Origin of the sequence: Lysobacter avium (genome assembly GCF_015209745.1) — a bacterium.
GTDB lineage: Bacteria > Pseudomonadota > Gammaproteobacteria > Xanthomonadales > Xanthomonadaceae > Novilysobacter > Novilysobacter avium.
In genome coordinates this window covers 1,870,527-1,888,284 of the sequence record NZ_CP063657.1, presented here as the reverse complement: position 1 = coordinate 1,888,284, position 17,758 = coordinate 1,870,527, and the positions used below count along the sequence as shown (strand labels likewise).

Annotated in this window: 13 protein-coding genes and 1 tRNA gene; 13 read left to right on the top strand and 1 reads right to left on the bottom strand. The window is 66.9% G+C overall.

What is annotated here, in order from left to right:
• Positions 1 to 51: 51 nt before the first annotated feature.
• Positions 52 to 321 (bottom strand): 30S ribosomal protein S20, encoded by a 270-nt coding sequence (gene rpsT, locus INQ42_RS08500; protein WP_043957476.1) that lies wholly within the window; start codon positions 319 to 321, stop codon positions 52 to 54.
• A 106-nt stretch (positions 322 to 427) separates the two neighbouring features.
• Here rpsT and murJ point away from each other — a divergent pair, with 106 nt between their 5' ends.
• From murJ to alaS, 13 genes are all read left to right on the top strand, one after another.
• On the top strand, positions 428 to 1,972 hold the full coding sequence (gene murJ / locus INQ42_RS08495) for a murein biosynthesis integral membrane protein MurJ (RefSeq protein ID WP_194033895.1): 1,545 nt from the start codon (positions 428 to 430) through the stop codon (positions 1,970 to 1,972).
• Positions 1,973 to 2,055: 83 nt separating this feature from the next.
• Entirely contained in the window at positions 2,056 to 3,009 is a 954-nt protein-coding gene (locus INQ42_RS08490) for a bifunctional riboflavin kinase/FAD synthetase (RefSeq protein ID WP_194033894.1), read from the top strand.
• Positions 3,010 to 3,068: 59 nt separating this feature from the next.
• Positions 3,069 to 5,879, top strand: a complete 2,811-nt coding sequence (ileS, locus tag INQ42_RS08485) for an isoleucine--tRNA ligase (RefSeq protein ID WP_228064489.1) — start codon at positions 3,069 to 3,071, stop codon at positions 5,877 to 5,879.
• Entirely contained in the window at positions 5,879 to 6,385 is a 507-nt protein-coding gene (lspA, locus tag INQ42_RS08480) for a signal peptidase II (protein WP_194033892.1), read from the top strand. Before ileS ends, lspA begins: the two co-directional genes overlap by 1 nt.
• 10 nt (positions 6,386 to 6,395) lie before the next feature.
• Positions 6,396 to 7,343, top strand: coding sequence for a 4-hydroxy-3-methylbut-2-enyl diphosphate reductase (gene ispH / locus INQ42_RS08475; RefSeq protein ID WP_194033891.1), 948 nt, complete (start codon positions 6,396 to 6,398; stop codon positions 7,341 to 7,343).
• Positions 7,344 to 7,432: 89 nt separating this feature from the next.
• Positions 7,433 to 7,508, top strand: a tRNA-Thr gene (locus INQ42_RS08470).
• Between the two features lie 162 nt (positions 7,509 to 7,670).
• Positions 7,671 to 8,993, top strand: a complete 1,323-nt coding sequence (tviB, locus tag INQ42_RS08465) for a Vi polysaccharide biosynthesis UDP-N-acetylglucosamine C-6 dehydrogenase TviB (protein ID WP_194033890.1) — start codon at positions 7,671 to 7,673, stop codon at positions 8,991 to 8,993.
• A 185-nt stretch (positions 8,994 to 9,178) separates the two neighbouring features.
• The gene (locus INQ42_RS08460; protein ID WP_194033889.1) at positions 9,179 to 11,773 is read left to right on the top strand and encodes a TonB-dependent receptor; all 2,595 of its coding nucleotides are present in this window, start codon (positions 9,179 to 9,181) and stop codon (positions 11,771 to 11,773) included.
• Between the two features lie 104 nt (positions 11,774 to 11,877).
• The gene (locus INQ42_RS08455; protein ID WP_194033888.1) at positions 11,878 to 12,378 is read left to right on the top strand and encodes a CinA family protein; all 501 of its coding nucleotides are present in this window, start codon (positions 11,878 to 11,880) and stop codon (positions 12,376 to 12,378) included.
• A 56-nt stretch (positions 12,379 to 12,434) separates the two neighbouring features.
• Entirely contained in the window at positions 12,435 to 13,121 is a 687-nt protein-coding gene (gene lexA / locus INQ42_RS08450) for a transcriptional repressor LexA (protein ID WP_194033887.1), read from the top strand.
• A 190-nt stretch (positions 13,122 to 13,311) separates the two neighbouring features.
• On the top strand, positions 13,312 to 14,409 hold the full coding sequence (gene recA / locus INQ42_RS08445; RefSeq protein ID WP_228062459.1) for a recombinase RecA: 1,098 nt from the start codon (positions 13,312 to 13,314) through the stop codon (positions 14,407 to 14,409).
• 70 nt (positions 14,410 to 14,479) lie between these two features.
• Entirely contained in the window at positions 14,480 to 14,986 is a 507-nt protein-coding gene (recX, locus tag INQ42_RS08440) for a recombination regulator RecX (RefSeq protein WP_407070807.1), read from the top strand.
• An 80-nt stretch (positions 14,987 to 15,066) separates the two neighbouring features.
• Entirely contained in the window at positions 15,067 to 17,742 is a 2,676-nt protein-coding gene (gene alaS / locus INQ42_RS08435) for an alanine--tRNA ligase (RefSeq protein ID WP_194033885.1), read from the top strand.
• Positions 17,743 to 17,758 lie beyond the last annotated feature (16 nt).

Genomic DNA, 17,758 nt, shown 5'->3' with positions numbered 1-17,758 from the left:
GATGTCGCGGTTGCCGCAGCGGCCGGCGTTGGCCGGCGCGCGGCGCGCGGATCAGGCGGCCTTCAGCGCCTTGATCCGGGCGTTCAGGCGGGCCTTGTGACGGGCTGCCTTGTTCTTGTGGATCAGGCCACGCGAGCTGAAACGGTCGAGGATCGGCTGGGCAACCTTGAAGGCGGCCTCGGCGCTCTCGGCGTCATTTTCGCCAAGGGCCTTGAGCACCTTCTTGACGGAGGTGCGCAGCATCGAGCGCTGGCTCGCGTTGCGGGCATTGCGCACGACGGTCTGCTTGGCGCGCTTCTTGGCGGACTTGATGTTTGCCACGGCGTATTCCTGAAAATTGTTGGTGCTGGAAGAAGAGAATATGGTACGGCGTAAAATCAGACCGGAAAGTATGCGGGGATCGGCGGGTTTGGTCAAGCAGGGCGGGATGTTGCGTTCCACGGCGGTGTTCAGCGTGATGACCTTCATCTCGCGCATCGCCGGCTACCTGCGTGACTGGCTCCAGGCCAGCCTGTTCGGGGCCGGTCCGGCGGTCAGCGCCTTCGTCGTCGCCTACCGCATTCCCAACTACCTGCGCCGGATCTTCGCCGAGGGCTCGTTCTCCTCGGCGTTCGTGCCATTGCTGTCGGAGCTGAAGCAAAAAGGCGACGACGAGGCCCTGCAGGATTTCCTCGACCACGTCGCCGGCGCGCTGCTGGCGGTGGTGGTCGTGGTCAGCGGGCTGGGCATCCTCGCCGCGCCCTGGGTCGCGCGGCTGTTCCTGGCCTTCGCCGACCAGTCCGAGTCCGACCTGGTGCCGCTGACCGCGCAGATGCTGCGGATCACCTTCCCGTACCTGGTATTCATCTCGATGACCGCGCTGGCCGGCTCGGTGCTCAACAGTTTCAAGCAGTTCGGCCTGCCGGCGCTGACCCCGGTGCTGCACAACCTGGCGATGATCGGCGCGATGCTGTTCCTGGCCGGCTACCTGCAGGTGCCGGAGAAGGCGCTGGCCTGGGGCGTGCTGCTGGCCGGCATCCTGCAGATGCTGGTGCTGTGGCCGGCGATGTCGCGCCTGGGCCTGCGCACGCGCTTCAAATTCAACCTTCGGCACAAGGGCGTGCGCCGGGTGATGACCCTGATGCTGCCGACGATCTTCTCGTCCTCGGTCTCGCAGGTAAACCTGCTGGTGGGCACGGTCTTCGCGTCGCTGCTGGTGCCGGCCGCGCAGTCGTGGCTGTATTACTCCGACCGCCTGACCGAGCTGCCGCTGGGGCTGTTCGGCGTGGCCATCGGCACGGTGATCCTGCCGCAGCTGTCGCGCATGCATGCCGATCGCGATGGCGACGGCTATTCGCGCTCGCTGGATTGGGGCCTGCGCATGGTCCTGCTGGTCGGCATGCCGGCCGCGCTGGGCCTCGCGCTGCTGGCCGAACCGCTGACCGCCTCGCTGTTCCGCTACGGCCGGTTCACGCCCGAGGACACCCGCATGGTCGGCTACGCGCTGACCGCGATGAGCGTCGGCATCCCCGCCTTCATGCTCAGCAAAGTGCTGCTGCCGGCGTTCTATTCGCGCCAGGACACCAAAACCCCGATGCGGGCGGCGATCATCACCGTGGTCGCCAATGTGCTGCTGACAGTACTGATCGTCACTCCGCTGTGGTGGCTGGAGGTGCCCTTCGCGCACGCCGGGATCGCCGGGGCGACCGCCATCGCCGGCATCATCAATGCGTCCCTGCTGTGGCATTTCCTCAAGCGCGACGGCATCTACCAGGTCCAGCCCGGCTGGCCCGGTTGGCTGACCCGCATCGGCCTGGGGCTGGTGGCGATGGCGGTGACCGTCGTGCTCCTGCGCGGCTGGGTCGGCGACTGGTCCGCGATGGCCGGCTGGCTGCGCTGGGCGTGGCTGCTGGGCGTCATCGGCGCGGGCGCGGCGGCCTATGGCGCGGTGCTGCTGATCGCCGGCGTGCGGCCGCGGCACCTGCGGCAGTAGCGGGTGCGTACCGGCATGAACCGCCCCGGCAGCGATGGCCGGTCACGTCGGGCCGCGCCGCCCGGCGGCTATACTCCGCGACGATGAGCAAGCTGTTCAGGGATATCGAAGGCGGGACCCGGTGCCCACGCGGGAGCGTGGTCTGCATCGGCGCGTTTGATGGCCTGCACCGCGGCCATCGGGCACTGGTCGGCCATGCGGTGGAGCGTGCGCAGGCATTGAAGTTGCCGGCCGTCGCCCTCAGTTTCGAGCCGTTGCCGCGCGAGTTGTTCGCGCGTGGCGCGCCGCCGCCGCGACTGCTTTCGCCGCGGGCCAAGGCGGAAGGACTGTGTGAGCTGGGCATCGATCAGGTCGGGCTGCTGCGCTTCAGGAAGCGCATGGCCTCGATGAGCGCGGAGGATTTCGTCAACGAGGTGCTGGTGCGACTGTTGCAGGCGCGCGAGGTGTGGGTCGGGCCGGGCTTCCAGTTCGGCAGGAACCGTGGCGGCGACTTGGCGCTGCTGCAGCGCATGGGCGCGCAGGCCAGCCCGGGCTTCACCGCGGGCGCGATCGAGCCGGTCACGCTGGATGGCGAGCGCGTGTCCAGCACGCGCATCCGCGAGGCACTGCAGGCCGGCGACTTTGCCACCGCGGCCCGGATGCTGGGCCGCCCGTACGCCATCAGTGGCCGGGTCGTGCGCGGCGCGCAACTGGGCCGCACGCTGGGCTATCCGACCGCCAACATCCGTTTTGGCGGCAAGACGCCGGCGCTCTCGGGCATCTATGCCACCTGGGTGCACGGGGTGGGGGACGAGCCCATCGCCTCGGTGTCCAGCCTTGGCACCCGGCCCACCGTGAACGGCACGGAGCCGCTGCTGGAGGCCCACCTGTTCGACTTCCACGGTGACCTGTACGGTCGCCGGATCACGGTGGAGTTCGTCGCCAGGCTGCGCGACGAAGAAAGCTTTGACGATCTGCCGGCCCTGACCGCGCAGATGCACCGCGACGCCGAGCAGGCGCGCGCCATCCTGACCCCTACACCGCGAGCCACTGCGTGAGCGATAAAAACGCCAATCCCTACAAGTCCACCCTGAACCTGCCATCGACCGAATTCCCGATGCGCGGCGACCTGCCCAAGCGCGAGCCGCTCACGCTCGCCCGCTGGGAGGAAGACGGCCTGTACGACCGCATCCGCGAGCACACCGCATCGCGCGAGACCTTCGTCCTGCACGACGGTCCTCCGTATGCGAACGGCGTGATCCACATCGGCCACGCGGTCAACAAGGTGCTCAAGGACATGGTGGTCAAGTCCAAGCTGCTGTCGGGCTTCGACGCGCCCTACGTGCCGGGCTGGGATTGCCACGGCCTGCCGATCGAGATCGCGGTGGAGAAGAAGTACGGCAAGGTCGGCACCAAGCTGGACGCGGTCGAATTCCGCCAGAAGTGCCGCGAGTACGCCGCCGAGCAGATCGAACTGCAGCGGACGGATTTCAAGCGCCTGGGCGTGATCGGCGACTGGGAGAACCCATATCGCTCGATGGATTTCAGCTACGAGGCAGGCATGCTGCGCTCGCTGGCGAAGATCATCGAGCGGGGCCACCTGGTGCGCGGCTCCAAGCCGGTGCACTGGTGCTTTGACTGCGGCTCGGCGCTGGCCGAGGCGGAAATCGAGTACGCCGACAAGGTCTCCCCGGCGGTCGATGTCGCCTACACGGCGTTGTCGGCGGAAAAATTCGCGACCCGCTTCGGCGCGGTCGCCGATGCAGACGTACAGGTGGCGGTCCCGATCTGGACCACCACGCCGTGGACGCTGCCGGCCAGCCTGGCGATCAGTGTCGGCCCGGCGATCGATTACGTGCTGGTCGAAGGCCCGGCGCGTGCCGACGGTGGCCGTCGCTGGCTGGTCCTGGCCGAGACGCTGGCGGCGGCTGCGCTGGCCCGCTACGGCGTGGACGAGGTCATCGTGCACGGCCACGCCAAGGGCGAGGATCTGGAATCGCTGGTCGTCCAGCACCCGTTCTACGCCGAGCGCGAGATCCCGCTGCTGCTGGGCGAGCACGTCTCCGACGAGGACGGCACCGGCAACGTCCACACCGCGCCCGGCCACGGCCAGGAAGACTTCGCGGTCGCGCGCCAGTACGACCTGATCCAGCAGTACACCGCCGCCCAGATCAACCCGGTCGACGCCCGCGGCGTCTACCTGCCCGGCACGCCGCCGATGGGCGATACCGCCCTGGAAGGCAACCACATCTGGAAGGCCAACGACATCATCGTCGATGCCCTGCGCGGCACCGACGCGCTGCTGGCCGCGACCCGCACCGAGCATAGCTACCCGCACTGCTGGCGGCACAAGACGCCGGTCGCGTTCCGGGCCACGCCGCAGTGGTTCATCTCGATGGACAAGGCCGACCTGCGCGCCGACGCGCTGCAGGCGATCAAGGATGTCGCCTGGATCCCCGAATGGGGCCAGGCGCGCATCGCCGGCATGGTCGAAGGCCGCCCGGACTGGTGCATCAGCCGCCAGCGCACCTGGGGCGTGCCGATCGCACTGTTCATCCACCGCATCAGCGGCGAGCCGCACCCGCGCTCGGTCGAGCTGATGCACCAGGTCGCCGCGTTGGTCGAGGCCGAGGGCATCGACGTCTGGTACTCGCTGGACCCCGCCAGCCTGCTCGGCGATGAGGCGGGCGATTACGAGAAGGTCACCGACATCCTCGATGTCTGGTTCGATTCGGGTGTGACCCACGAGTGCGTGCTCGCGCAGCGTCCCGAAGACGGTCTCCGCAAGCCCGCCGACCTGTACCTGGAAGGCTCCGACCAGCACCGCGGCTGGTTCCAGTCCTCGCTGCTGACCGGCGTGGCGATGGACGGCGTCGCGCCGTACCGGCAGGTGCTGACGCATGGCTTCGCGGTGGATGCGGCCGGCCGCAAGATGTCCAAGTCGCTGGGCAACGTGGTCGCTCCGCAGAACGTCATCGACGCGATGGGCGCCGACGTGCTGCGGCTGTGGATCGCCTCGGCCGACTACCGCAACGAGATGTCGGTCTCCGACGAGATCCTCAAGCGCAGCGGCGACGGCTACCGCCGCATCCGCAACACCGCGCGCTTCCTGCTGGGCAACCTGCACGGCTTCGACCCGGCCGCGCACCTGATGCCGGTTGACGAGATGGTCGAGCTGGACCGCTGGATCGTGCACCGCGCATACGGCCTGCAGCAGCGGATCGTGGACGCCTACACGGCCTACGATTTCCCCGAGATCGTGCAGATCCTCGCCAACTTCTGCAGCGTCGACCTGGGCTCGCTGTACCTGGATGTCACCAAGGACCGCCTGTACACGATGCAGGAGAACTCGCCGGGCCGGCGTTCGGCGCAGGCGGCGATGTACCGCATCGCCGAGGCGTTCGTGCGCTGGATCGCGCCGATCCTCAGCTTCACCGCCGAGGAGATGTGGAACCACCTGCCGGCTGTGACCGCGAACGGCCCGCGCGAGGGCAATGTGCTGTTTGCCACCTGGTACGACGGCCTCGCCCCGCTGTCTGACGACGCGCCCCTGTCGGCCGACGACTTCAAGCGCCTGCTGGCCCTGCGCGAGCAGATGAGCAAGGTGCTGGAGCCGATGCGCGCCGAGGGGAAGATCGGCGCCGCGCTGGATGCCGAGATCGCCCTGCGCTGCGGCGTCGCGGACCAGAACTGGCTGTCGCCGTTCGTCGACGAGCTGCGCTTCCTGTTCATCAGCGGCGACGTTTACATGTCCTCCAACGATGCGGCGTCGGAGATCGAGGTGATCGCGATACCCAGCACCAAGCCCAAGTGCGGGCGCTGCTGGCATCACCGCGAGGACGTCGGCACGCACACCGCGCATCCGACCCTGTGTGGCCGCTGCGTGGACAACGTGGACGGCAACGGCGAACACAGGAAGTGGTTCTGATGGCGGCCGTTGACGCAACGCCGGGCGTAAAGCCCAACGCGTTGGTCTGGCTGGCGCTGTCGGCCGTGGTGATCGTGCTCGACCAGCTCAGCAAGGCGTGGGTGCTCTCATCGCTGCCGGAATACACTCCCGTGCCGGTGATCGAGGGCGTCTGGAACTGGTACCGCACCTACAACACCGGCGCGGCGTTCAGCTTTCTCAGCGATGCTGGCGGCTGGCAGAAGTACTTCTTCATCGTGCTTGCCGCGGGCATCAGCGGGTTGCTCGGCTACTGGCTGTGGCGCACCCCGCGCAGCGACTGGAAGACCGCGCTGCCGTACGCGCTCGTCATCGGCGGGGCGATCGGCAACGTCGTCGACCGCCTGTTGCACGGCCACGTGGTCGACTTCATCCAGTGGCATTGGCAGGACTGGTACTGGCCCGCGTTCAACATTGCCGACGCAGCGATTGTCGGCGGCGCCATCGGTATCGCGCTGTTTGGCCTGCTCTCCGGACGAAAGGCGTAAAATCAACGGCATGGACCTGATTCTTGCCAACCCCCGGGGCTTCTGCGCCGGCGTCGACCGCGCCATCGAGATCGTCAACCGCTCGTTGGAACTGTTCGGCGCGCCGATCTACGTTCGCCACGAAGTCGTGCACAACAAGTTCGTCGTCGACGACCTCAAGCAACGCGGCGCGGTGTTCGTCGAAGAGCTCGACGAAGTGCCCGACGGCGCAACGGTGATCTTCAGCGCCCACGGCGTCTCGCGTGCGGTGCGCGCCGAGGCCGACCGTCGCGGGCTGAAGGTATTCGACGCGACCTGCCCGCTGGTGACCAAGGTGCACCTGGAAGTCAGCCGCGAGTGCCGCGCCGGCCGCGACATGGTGCTGATCGGCCACGCCGGGCATCCGGAAGTGGAGGGCACCATGGGCCAGTGGAAGGCGAGCGACACCAGCGGCCGGATCTACCTGGTCGAGAACCTGGAGGACGTCGACACCCTTCACATCGAGCAGCCCGAGCACGTCTCCTACACCACCCAGACCACGCTGTCGGTGGATGACACCCGGGCGATCATCGACGCGCTGCGCGAGCGCTTTCCGCTGATCCAGGGGCCGAAGAAGGACGACATCTGCTACGCCACCCAGAACCGCCAGGACGCCGTGCGCGACCTTACCCGCGAGTGCGACCTGGTGCTGGTGGTGGGCTCGGTCAACAGCTCCAACTCCAACCGCCTGCGCGAACTGGCCGATCGCGAGGGCGTGGAAGCCCATCTGATCGACGGCGCCGACGAGATCAACCCGGACTGGCTGGTCGGACGCCGCAAGATCGGTATCACCGCGGGCGCCTCCGCGCCGGAGGTGCTGGTGCGGGGGGTGATCGACCGCCTGCGCGAATTGGGCGCCGATAAGCTGATGGACCTCAAGGGCGAGCCGGAAAACATGGTGTTCGCGCTGCCCAAGGAGCTGCGGCCGCTGAAGGCGTAGCGCGCAGCCGGTAACGGGTCGCCACAGCACGCGTGCGGCACTCGCCGGTTTGACCCGGTCCAAGCGGACGCCTACAATTCCGCCTCTTTGCCGCAATAGCTCAGTTGGTAGAGCAACTGATTCGTAATCAGTAGGTCGACGGTTCGATTCCGCCTTGCGGCACCAGATGCAAAGCCTCGGCCCAGCCGGGGCTTTTTGCATTTCTGTTCGCGTGGTTGCGTGCGCTCGTGCAGGTGGCCGGAACGGTGGCACTGATGCCGTTTGTGAGGTGACGCATAATCATTTGCGGCACAGCGTGCACTCGGCGCGCCTTTCGGGGAATCGGACATGCAGCATCGCTTCGCGCTGGACACGGCGAACATCGCCATCGTGGGTCTGGGGTATGTCGGCCTGCCGCTGGCGGTGGAATTCGGCAAGCAGTACGACACGGTCGGATTCGACACGCATGCCGGACGGGTGGAAGCCTTGGCTGCCGGCCACGACAGCACGCTGGAAGTGGAACCCGAGTTGCTGGCATCGGCCTCCCGGTTGCGCTTCACCACGAGGCTGGAAGACGTCGACTCCTGCAATGTCTACATCGTCACCGTGCCTACGCCCATTGACGCCGCAAAGCGGCCCGACCTGACGCCACTGATCGCGGCCAGCGAAGCGATTGGCAGCGTCCTGCGCGACGGCGATACCGTGATCTACGAGTCGACCGTTTACCCCGGCTGCACCGAAGAGGTCTGCGTGCCTATCCTGGAACGCTTGTCGGGCTTGCGATTCGCCAGCGAATCCAGCGTTGGCGCTTCGCCTCCGGCTGGCACAGGGGTGTTCTACGCAGGCTATTCGCCCGAGCGCATCAACCCCGGCGACAAGGCGCATCGGGTGACCAACATCCTCAAGGTCACATCGGGATCCACGCCCGAAGCGGCGGACTTCATCGACGCGCTGTACGCGAGCGTCATCACCGCGGGCACCCACAAGGCCAGCTGCATCAAGGTGGCCGAGGCCGCCAAAGTGATCGAGAACACCCAGCGCGACCTCAACATCGCGCTGGTCAATGATCTTGCGATCCTGTTCAACAAGCTCGGCATCGACACGCTTGAGGTTCTGGAAGCGGCCGGGACGAAATGGAACTTCCTGCCGTTCCGGCCCGGGCTCGTGGGCGGCCATTGCATCAGCGTGGATCCGTATTACCTGACACACAAAGCCCAGGAAGTGGGCCATCACCCCGACGTCATCCTCGCCGGACGCCGCACCAACGACGGCATGGGCGCGTATGTGGCCAGCGAAGTGATCCGCCTGCTGGTCCACAAGGGCATCAATCCGGTTCGCGCGCGCATCCTGATCCTCGGACTGGCGTTCAAGGAGAACTGCCCGGACCTGCGCAACACGCGCGTGGTGGACATCGTTGCCGGCCTCAAGGGGTACAACGCCCAGGTCGACATCTGCGACCCATGGGTCGACGCCGCGCACGCACTGGAAGAATACGGTTTGGTGATGGTCGCCCCCGAGCACGGCACGTACGATGCGATGATCGTGGCGGTGGGCCATGACGAGTTCCGCGAGCTGGGAGCGGACGGGGTCCGCGCATTTGGCAAGCCCGACTCGGTCATCTATGACGTGAAGTACGTGCTGCCGCGGGAGGCGGTGGACGGTCGGCTTTAGCGGATGGGCGTTTAAGGAACGCGTCACCGCCAAACTGCGACACAGTTCCATTGCGTATGGAACGTGCTAGCTTCCACCTGCGGGCATCAAGCGCGGCTTTTGTGACCGGAGTCCCCCACGTCCGGTCAGCTGCAGGGGCGTCCCGCGCCACTGTTTTTATTGCTACCCATCCGGGAGGGGACACCATGGAAGTAGTTCAGCCAGCACGCGCATTGCTCGCCGTCGCGGTTCTGTCGGCTTTGGCCTCGCTGGCCTCTGCGCCGGCAATGGCGCAGGAAGCCCGCGGGGATGCGCCGGAGCAGCGCGCCACCACGCTTTCGGGCATCACGGTTACCGCGCAGAAGCGCGAGGAAGCGCTGCAGGACGTACCGATCGTGATCAACGTGCTCGATGAGCAATTGCTGCAGGACGCGGGCGTGCACGACATCAAGGACATGCAGGTGCTGGTGCCCGGCCTGACCGTGACCAGCACCCAGAGCGCGGCGCAGACCACCGCGCGCATCCGCGGCATCGGCACGGTGGGTGACAACGCCGGGCTGGAGTCCTCGGTCGGCATCGTCATCGACGGCGTGTACCGCTCGCGCAACAGCGTCGGTTTCGGCGACCTGGGCGAGGTGGAGCGCATCGAGGTGCTGAAGGGCCCGCAGGGCACGGTGTTCGGCAAGAACACCTCGGCCGGCGTGATCAACGTGATCACCCGCCGCCCCAGCTACACCCAGAGCGCGGAGGGCGAGATCACCGTCGGCAACTACGGCCTGTTCGGTGTATCCGGTGCCTACAACGATGCGCTGGGCGAGAACGCGGCGTTCCGCGTGTTTGCCAGCAAGCGCAAGCGCGACGGCGTGGACGATGTGAAGTTTGGCGCCGGGCCGCGCACCGAGGATGACGACGGGGACCAGAACTACCACACCTTCCGCGGCCAGCTGTTGCTGGAGCCGACCGACAACCTGTCGATCAATTTCGTCGGCGACTTCAGCAGCCGCGAAGAGAATTGCTGCATCACCGTGACCACCGACCGCGGGCCGACGGCGGCAATCATCAACGCGCTGACCCCGGGCGGCGAGGGCGTGATCCCGGTGGTCGACCTGGACCGGCGACTGGGCTACGCCAACCGCCCGACCACCCAGGACCTGAAGGACAAGGGCGTGGCGATGAACATCGACTGGGTGTCGCCGTGGGCCAATGGCGCGACCATCAGCTCGGTGACCTCGATGCGCGACTGGAAGGCCATCAACGGCCTGGACTTCGACTACAGCGCGGCCGACATCCTCTACCGCGCGCCGGACGAGGACGAGTCGCTGACCCGGTTCGAGACCTTCAGCCAGGAACTGCGCATGACCGGTTCCAGCGACCGGGTGGACTGGATGGTCGGGCTGTTCTATTCCGACGAGGACCTGACCCGCAACGACTCCTACCGCTTTGGTCCGGCGTATGAGCCTTACCTGTCCACGCTGGTCGGCAGCCAGGTGCTGGGCGGGGTGGCGGCGCAGCTGGCACCGCTGGGCCTGACGGTGGACCAATCCAACCCGGCGCTGTTCCTGTCGCAGGTCAGCGGCCAGCCGTTCGGCACCAACTTCCGCGGCCTGGGCTCGCTGGACGAGCACCGCCAGAACGCCAAGAGCACGGCGATCTTCACCAACAACACCTTCCACGCCACCGACCAGCTGGATATCACCGTGGGCCTGCGCTACACCCACGAGAAGAAGAAGCTGCATACCCTCTACGACAACCCCAACGGCAGCGCGGCGTGCGGGGCGACGCTGGCCAACCCGGCGGCGCGTGTCGCCGGCGCGCTGGCCGGACGCATCAACGGTTTCGGCAGCCTGCCGCCGGCGCTGCAGCAGCAGTTGCTGGCGGGCCTGGTGCCGGCGGTTGCGCCGTCCATCGCCGGTTACATGTGCCTGCCGTGGGCCAACATCGCCCACGACGGCCGCGACGTCACCCAGTCGCGCACCGAGAAGGAATGGTCGGGCACGTTCAAGCTGGCCTACAGCTGGTCCGATGACGTGATGACCTACGGCTCGGCGGCACGCGGCTACAAGGCCGGCGGTTTCAACCTGGACCGGGTGCAGTCGGCCAACGGCCTGTCCAGCGGCGTGCAGGGCATCACCCCGGTGGATGACACGTCCTTCCCGGGCGAGTTCGTGGACAGCTACGAGTTGGGTCTGAAGACCAACTGGATGGACGGCAACTTCCTGTTCAACGCGGCGCTGTTCTACCAGAAGTACAGCGACTTCCAGCTCAACAGCTTCCTGGGTACCAGCTTCGTGGTGCGCTCGATCCCCGAGGTGGTGTCGCAGGGCGTCGAGGCCGACGTGATGTGGCAGACCGCGATGCGCGGGCTGACCATGCAGGGCGGCGTGACCTACGCCCAGACCGAGTACGGCAACGACCTGCTGCCCGACCCGGACCTGGCGCTGCTGCCGGGCAACACCATGAGCTTTGCACCGCGCTGGTCGGGCAACGCCTCGGTGACCTACGAGTGGGATGTGGGCTCCGACCTGCTGGGCCGCTTCAACATCGGCGGCAAGTACATGTCCAAGTTCAACACCGGCTCGGATCTGGACCCGCAGAAGATGCAGGACGGTTTCGGCCTGGTGAATGCGCGCCTGGGCCTGGGCCGGCAGGACAAGCGCTGGATGGTCGAGGTGTGGGGCCAGAACCTGACCAACGAGACCTACAAGCAGGTTGGCATCGATGCGCCGATCCAGTCGGGCTCGTGGAACGCGTTCCTGGGCGCGCCGCGGATGTACGGCATGACCTTGCGCGTGCGCTACTGATCCACGTGTAATGCACCGCCGCCTGCAGCGATGCGGGCGGCGGTTTTTTTTGGGTGGCTGGGCGCCTCGCACGGACCGATGCTGTCCGGCGGTATAGTGCCGCCATGAGCAAAGACGTAACGGATGCGGCACTTGAGGCCCTTGCCCGACAGGTGGGCGAGGCAGCCCGCGCGAACCACCACCGCCTCGCCACGGCGGAGAGTTGCACCGGCGGGTGGATCGCCAAGACCCTGACCGACATACCCGGCTCGTCGCAGTGGTTTGACTGCGGCATGGTTGCCTACAGTTACGAGGCGAAGCAGGCGATGCTGGGCGTGCAGGCGATCACCTTGGAGGAGCACGGTGCGGTCAGCCGGGAGACAGCGATCGAGATGGTGTCGGGCGCGCTGGTGCATTCCGGTGCCAGCCTGGCGGTCGCTGTCACCGGTATCGCCGGCCCCGGCGGCGGCGTGGACGACAAGCCGGTCGGAACCGTGTGGATCGCCTGGAAGCGGCGCGGCGGCTACACGACGGCACTGGTGTTCCACTTTGACGGCGACCGCGATGCGGTGCGTCGGCAGACGGTGGCGGCGGCGCTGCACGGGCTGCTGGATCTGGCGGTATAGGTTTTGCCGCTCGCTGACTTGTAACGGGTGAGTGCTTGTTAGTAGTATTACTACTAATGAACGCACTCACCGAAACCCAGCACGCCATTCTTGCCCTGATCGCGGACCGCATCGCGGTCGAAGGCATGCCACCCTCGCAGACCGAGATCGCCCGCGCGATGGGCTTCTCCGGGGTCCGCGCCGCGCAATACCATCTGGAAGCGCTGGAGCAGGCGCGAGCGATCGAGCGCCTGCCGGGCAAGGCGCGCGGACTGCGGTTGACATCCTCCGGCCTGGCGCTGCTGGGCGGCGATGACGACCGCGTAGACGGGGTTGGTTCCGCGGTCGATTCCGCAACCATCCGCTCGCGCGAGGAGGACGCGTTGCTGTTGCCGGTCCTCGGCCGGGTCGCCGCGGGCGCGCCGATTGGCGCTGACCCCAACGTGGACGAGCACGTGCTGCTCGACCGCAACATCTTCTTCCCGTCCCCGGATTACATGCTCAAGGTGCAGGGCGACTCGATGCGCGACGAGGGCATCTTCGATGGTGACCTGATCGGCGTGCACCGCACCCCCGAGGCGCGCAGCGGCGAGATCGTGGTAGCCCGCATCGACGACGAAATCACCGTCAAGCTGCTGAAAATCGGCAAGGACCGGATCCGGCTGCTGCCACGCAACCCGGACTACCAGCCCATCGAGGTCATGCCCGACCAGGACTTCGCAATTGAAGGGCTTTACTGCGGCCTCGTTCGCCGGGGCCGGTAGTGCCGCAGCCTGCGCATTGCCGGTTGTCCGTTGCACGCATGAGGCTATTTCCGACCGCCGTACCGGCGCCGCGCCGATGGCCGACAATGGCCGTCTCACCTAATTTCCCAATCACGGTCGCGGTCGCAGCGTATGCGACGGCCTCCCACTACGCTGGATTCATTCACTGATGGCAACAAGGAAAACCCCAATGGACGAGAACAAAAAGCGCGCTCTTTCCGCGGCCTTGGGCCAGATCGAGAAGCAGTTTGGCAAGGGTTCGGTCATGCGCATGGGCGACCGTGTCGTGGAGGCCGCCGAGGTCATCGGCACCGGTTCGCTGATGCTGGACATCGCGCTCGGCATCGGCGGCCTGCCCAAGGGCCGCGTGGTCGAGATCTACGGTCCGGAGTCCTCCGGCAAGACCACCCTGACCCTGCAGGCGATTGCCGAGTGCCAGAAGATGGGCGGCACCGCTGCGTTCATCGACGCCGAGCACGCCCTCGATCCGACCTACGCCGCCAAGCTGGGCGTGAATGTTGAAGACCTGCTGCTCTCGCAGCCCGACACCGGTGAGCAGGCGCTGGAAATCGCCGACATGCTGGTGCGCTCCGCCGCGGTGGACATCGTGGTGATCGACTCGGTCGCCGCGCTCACCCCACGGGCCGAGATCGAGGGCGAGATGGGCGACCAGTTGCCCGGCCTGCAGGCCCGCCTGATGAGCCAGGCCCTGCGCAAGCTGACCGGCAACATCAAGCGCTCCGGCACCCTGGTGGTCTTCATCAACCAGCTGCGCCACAAGATCGGCCAGATGATGCCGGGCCAGAGCCCGGAGGTGACCACCGGCGGCAACGCGCTGAAGTTCTACGCCTCGGTGCGCCTGGACATCCGTCGTATCGGCGCGGTCAAGAAGGGCGATGAGATCATCGGCAACCAGACCCGCATCAAGGTCGTCAAGAACAAGATGGCGCCGCCGTTCAAGCAGGTCATCACCGAGATCCTCTACGGCGAGGGCATCTCGCGCGAGGGCGAGCTGATCGAGATGGGCCTGGAGGCCAAGCTGGTCGAGCGTGCAGGCGCCTGGTACAGCATGGGCGAGGAGCGCATCGGCCAGGGCAAGGAGAACGCCCGCCAGTACCTCAAGGACAACGTCGAACTGGCCGAGCGCCTGGAAGCCGAGATCCGCAAGCGTCTGGTGCCCATCGAGATCGTCAAGGCGGAAGCCGCGGCGGCGGGTACGGAAGACGAAGAGGATGCCAAGGACGCCAAGGTCGGCAAGCCGGCTAAGGGCGCCAAGGCCGAGGTCTGATCGGGCCGCGTGATCCGATCGATGCAGGGCAATGCAGGACGAAAGCTCCAACGATGAAGGCGGCGGAGGCCTGTTCGATACCGAACCAGGCCGCACGACGGGCCGGCGACGCAAGCGCGAGCCGGCCACACCGCTGCAACGCGCGCTGGGCCTGCTGGCCCGGCGCGAACATTCGCGCAAGGAACTGACCACCAAGCTCACCTCGCGCGGGCTGGACGCGCGCGAGGTCGAGGCGGCGGTGGACAAGCTCGCCGACGCCGGCTGGCAGGATGACAACCGGTTTGCCGAGAGCGTGGTCCGCAACCGCACCGGCAGCGGCTACGGGCCGATCCACATCCGCGCAGAGCTACGCATGCACGGCCTGGACGATGACGCGATCGCCGCGGCGCTGGATACCTTCGAGGGCAGTTGGGTGGAGAACGCCCGCGATCTGGTCACTCGCCGTTATGGCGACGCGATCCACGACGATATCGCGGTGCGCCGCAAGGCCGCCGACACCCTTATGCGGCGGGGATTTTCCGGCGAGGTGGTCCGCGCCGCGACGCGCTTTGATCCGGACGATTCGTTCGGCTGCTGAACCCGTCCCTGATACGCTAAGAGGGTTGCGCGGACCGGCGTCGAGTCCACGCGCCAGCCCTTCGACTTCCCGTGCCAGGCATGAACGCTCCCAAGTCCAGCTCCAACCCGCCCCGTTCCAACCCGCCCAGTTCCAACCAGATCCGCCGCGATTTCCTCGAGTTCTTCCGGGAGCGCGGGCATACGATCGTGCCGTCGGCGTCGCTGATTCCGGCCAATGATCCGACGCTGCTGTTCACCAACTCGGGCATGGTTCAGTTCAAGAACGTGTTTCTGGGCAGCGAGAAGCCCGGTTACGTGCGCGCGGCCGACGTCCAGCGCTGCCTGCGCGCAGGTGGCAAGCACAACGACCTGGACCAGGTCGGTTACACCGCGCGCCACCACACCTTCTTCGAGATGCTCGGCAACTGGTCGTTTGGCGACTATTTCAAGCTTGAGGCCATCAAGTGGGCCTGGGAACTGCTGACCGACGTGTGGGGCCTGGACCCCCAGCGCCTGCTGGTCACCGTGTACCAGACCGATGACGAGGCCTATGCCATCTGGCGCGACGAGATCGGCGTGCCCGAGGACCGCATCATCCGCATCGGCGACAACAAGGGCGCGCCGTTTGCCTCCGACAACTTCTGGCAGATGGCCGACACCGGGCCGTGCGGGCCATGCACCGAGATCTTCTACGACCACGGCGAGCAGCACTTCGGTGGCCCGCCGGGCTCGCCGGATGAGGACGGTGACCGTTTCATCGAGATCTGGAATCTGGTGTTCATGCAGTTCGACCGCCAGCCCGACGGCAGCCTGGCGCCACTGCCGGCGCCCTGCGTGGATACCGGCATGGGCCTGGAGCGGCTGGCCGCGATCCTGCAGGGCAAGCACGGCAACTACGAGATCGATACCTTCCAGCACCTGATTGCCGCCGCTGCACGCCTGACCGCCACGCAGGACCTGGACAACAAATCCCTGCGCGTCATCGCCGACCACATCCGCGCCTGCGCTTTCCTGATCGTGGACGGCGTGTTGCCCTCCAACGAGGGCCGCGGCTACGTGCTGCGCCGGATCATCCGCCGCGCCTTGCGCCACGGCTGGATGCTGGGCCAGAAGCAGCCGTTCTTCCATTCGATGCTGCAGCCGCTGATCGAGACCATGGGCGAGGCGTATCCGGAACTGGAAGCCCAGCGCGGGCTGATCGAGCGTGCGCTGCTGGCCGAGGAAGAGCGTTTCGCCGAGACGCTGGATGCCGGCATGCGGATCTTTGATGAAGTGGCTGCCCGTTCCGGCGGCAGCATTCCCGGCGCCGACGCGTTCCGTCTGTACGACACCTACGGCTTCCCGGTCGACCTCACCGCCGATATCGCGCGCGAGCGGGGACTGACCGTGGACATGGAAGGCTTCGACGCCGCCATGGAGCGTCAGCGCGATACCGCGCGCGCCGCCGGCAAGTTCGGCAACACCGCCACGATGCCGGCCGAGCTGGCGGCGCAACTCTCGCCGACCCGCTTCCTTGGTTACGACTGCGTGGAAGCCGACGGCCTGGAAGTCGTTGGCCTGCTGCGCGACGGCCGCTCCCTGGATCGGATCGAAGCCGGCGAGGAAGCGGTCGTGCTGTTGGCCGACACGCCGTTCTACGCCGAGAGCGGCGGCCAGATGGGCGACGCCGGGCAACTCGCATCAACCCGGTCCATGTTCGGCGTGCGCGACACGGTGAAGTTCGGCGGCCAGTTCCACGGCCACGTGGGAACGCTGCGCAGCGGCGCGCTCAGCGTCGGCGACAAGGTGGACGCGCAGATCGATGCGACCCGCCGTGGCGCGATCGTGCTCAATCACTCCGCCACCCACCTGCTGCATGCCGCGCTGCGCGACGTGCTCGGTACCCACGTCCTGCAGAAGGGCTCGTTGGTGGCCCCGGATCGGCTGCGGTTCGACTTCTCCCACTTCCAGCCGGTGACGGCGGACGAGCTGGCGCTCATCGAGCGCAAGGTCAACGCCGAGATCCGCGCCAACCATGAGGCCGAAGTGCACCAGATGGGCATGGACGAGGCGCTGGAGTTTGGCGCGCTGGCGCTGTTCGGCGAGAAGTACGGTGACCGGGTGCGCGTGCTGCGCATGGGTGAGACGTCAACCGAGTTGTGCGGCGGTACCCACGTCAGCCGCACCGGTGACATCGGCGTGTTCAAGATCCTGTCCGAGGGCGGCGTGTCCGCCGGCGTTCGCCGCATCGAGGCGGTGACCGGGCAGGGCGCGCTGGACCACATCGACGCCGAAGAGAAGCGCCTGCGCGACGCGGCGCACCTGCTGGGTGGCAGTCCTGCGGACATCACAGACAAGGTGCGCAGCGTGCTGGAGCGGCAGAAGAAGCTGGAGCGCGAGCTGGAAGCCGTGAAGGCCAAACTTGCCTCCGGCGCGACCGCGGATCTGGCCGGCTCCGCGGTCGACGTGGACGGCATCAAGGTGCTGGCGGTGCGCCTGGAAGGCTTCGATGCGAAGGCGCTTCGCGATGCGCTTGACCGCCTGCGTCAGCAGCTGGGCGACATGGTGGTGGTGCTCGCTGGCGCGAAGGACGGCAAGGTGAGTCTCGTCGCCGGTGTCAACGGAGCCGCCGCGGGCCGGGTCAAGGCCGGCGAATTGCTCTCCCACGTCGCAAAACAGATCAATGGCAAGGGCGGTGGGCGTCCCGACATGGCGCAGGGTGGCGGCGAAGACCTGCCGACCTTGCCGCATGTGTTGGAAGGCGTTGCCGAGTGGGTCCGCGGGCGACTTTCCTGACCGCGACCTGACTTGC

Coding starts and splice junctions, on each gene's coding strand:
- murJ (WP_194033895.1), top strand. CDS start 428: ATGTTGCGTTCCACGGCGGTGTTCAGCGTGATGACCTTCATCTCGCGC.
- INQ42_RS08490 (WP_194033894.1), top strand. CDS start 2,056: ATGAGCAAGCTGTTCAGGGATATCGAAGGCGGGACCCGGTGCCCACGC.
- ileS (WP_228064489.1), top strand. CDS start 3,069: ATGCGCGGCGACCTGCCCAAGCGCGAGCCGCTCACGCTCGCCCGCTGG.
- lspA (WP_194033892.1), top strand. CDS start 5,879: ATGGCGGCCGTTGACGCAACGCCGGGCGTAAAGCCCAACGCGTTGGTC.
- ispH (WP_194033891.1), top strand. CDS start 6,396: ATGGACCTGATTCTTGCCAACCCCCGGGGCTTCTGCGCCGGCGTCGAC.
- tviB (WP_194033890.1), top strand. CDS start 7,671: ATGCAGCATCGCTTCGCGCTGGACACGGCGAACATCGCCATCGTGGGT.
- INQ42_RS08460 (WP_194033889.1), top strand. CDS start 9,179: ATGGAAGTAGTTCAGCCAGCACGCGCATTGCTCGCCGTCGCGGTTCTG.
- INQ42_RS08455 (WP_194033888.1), top strand. CDS start 11,878: ATGAGCAAAGACGTAACGGATGCGGCACTTGAGGCCCTTGCCCGACAG.
- lexA (WP_194033887.1), top strand. CDS start 12,435: ATGAACGCACTCACCGAAACCCAGCACGCCATTCTTGCCCTGATCGCG.
- recA (WP_228062459.1), top strand. CDS start 13,312: ATGGACGAGAACAAAAAGCGCGCTCTTTCCGCGGCCTTGGGCCAGATC.
- alaS (WP_194033885.1), top strand. CDS start 15,067: ATGAACGCTCCCAAGTCCAGCTCCAACCCGCCCCGTTCCAACCCGCCC.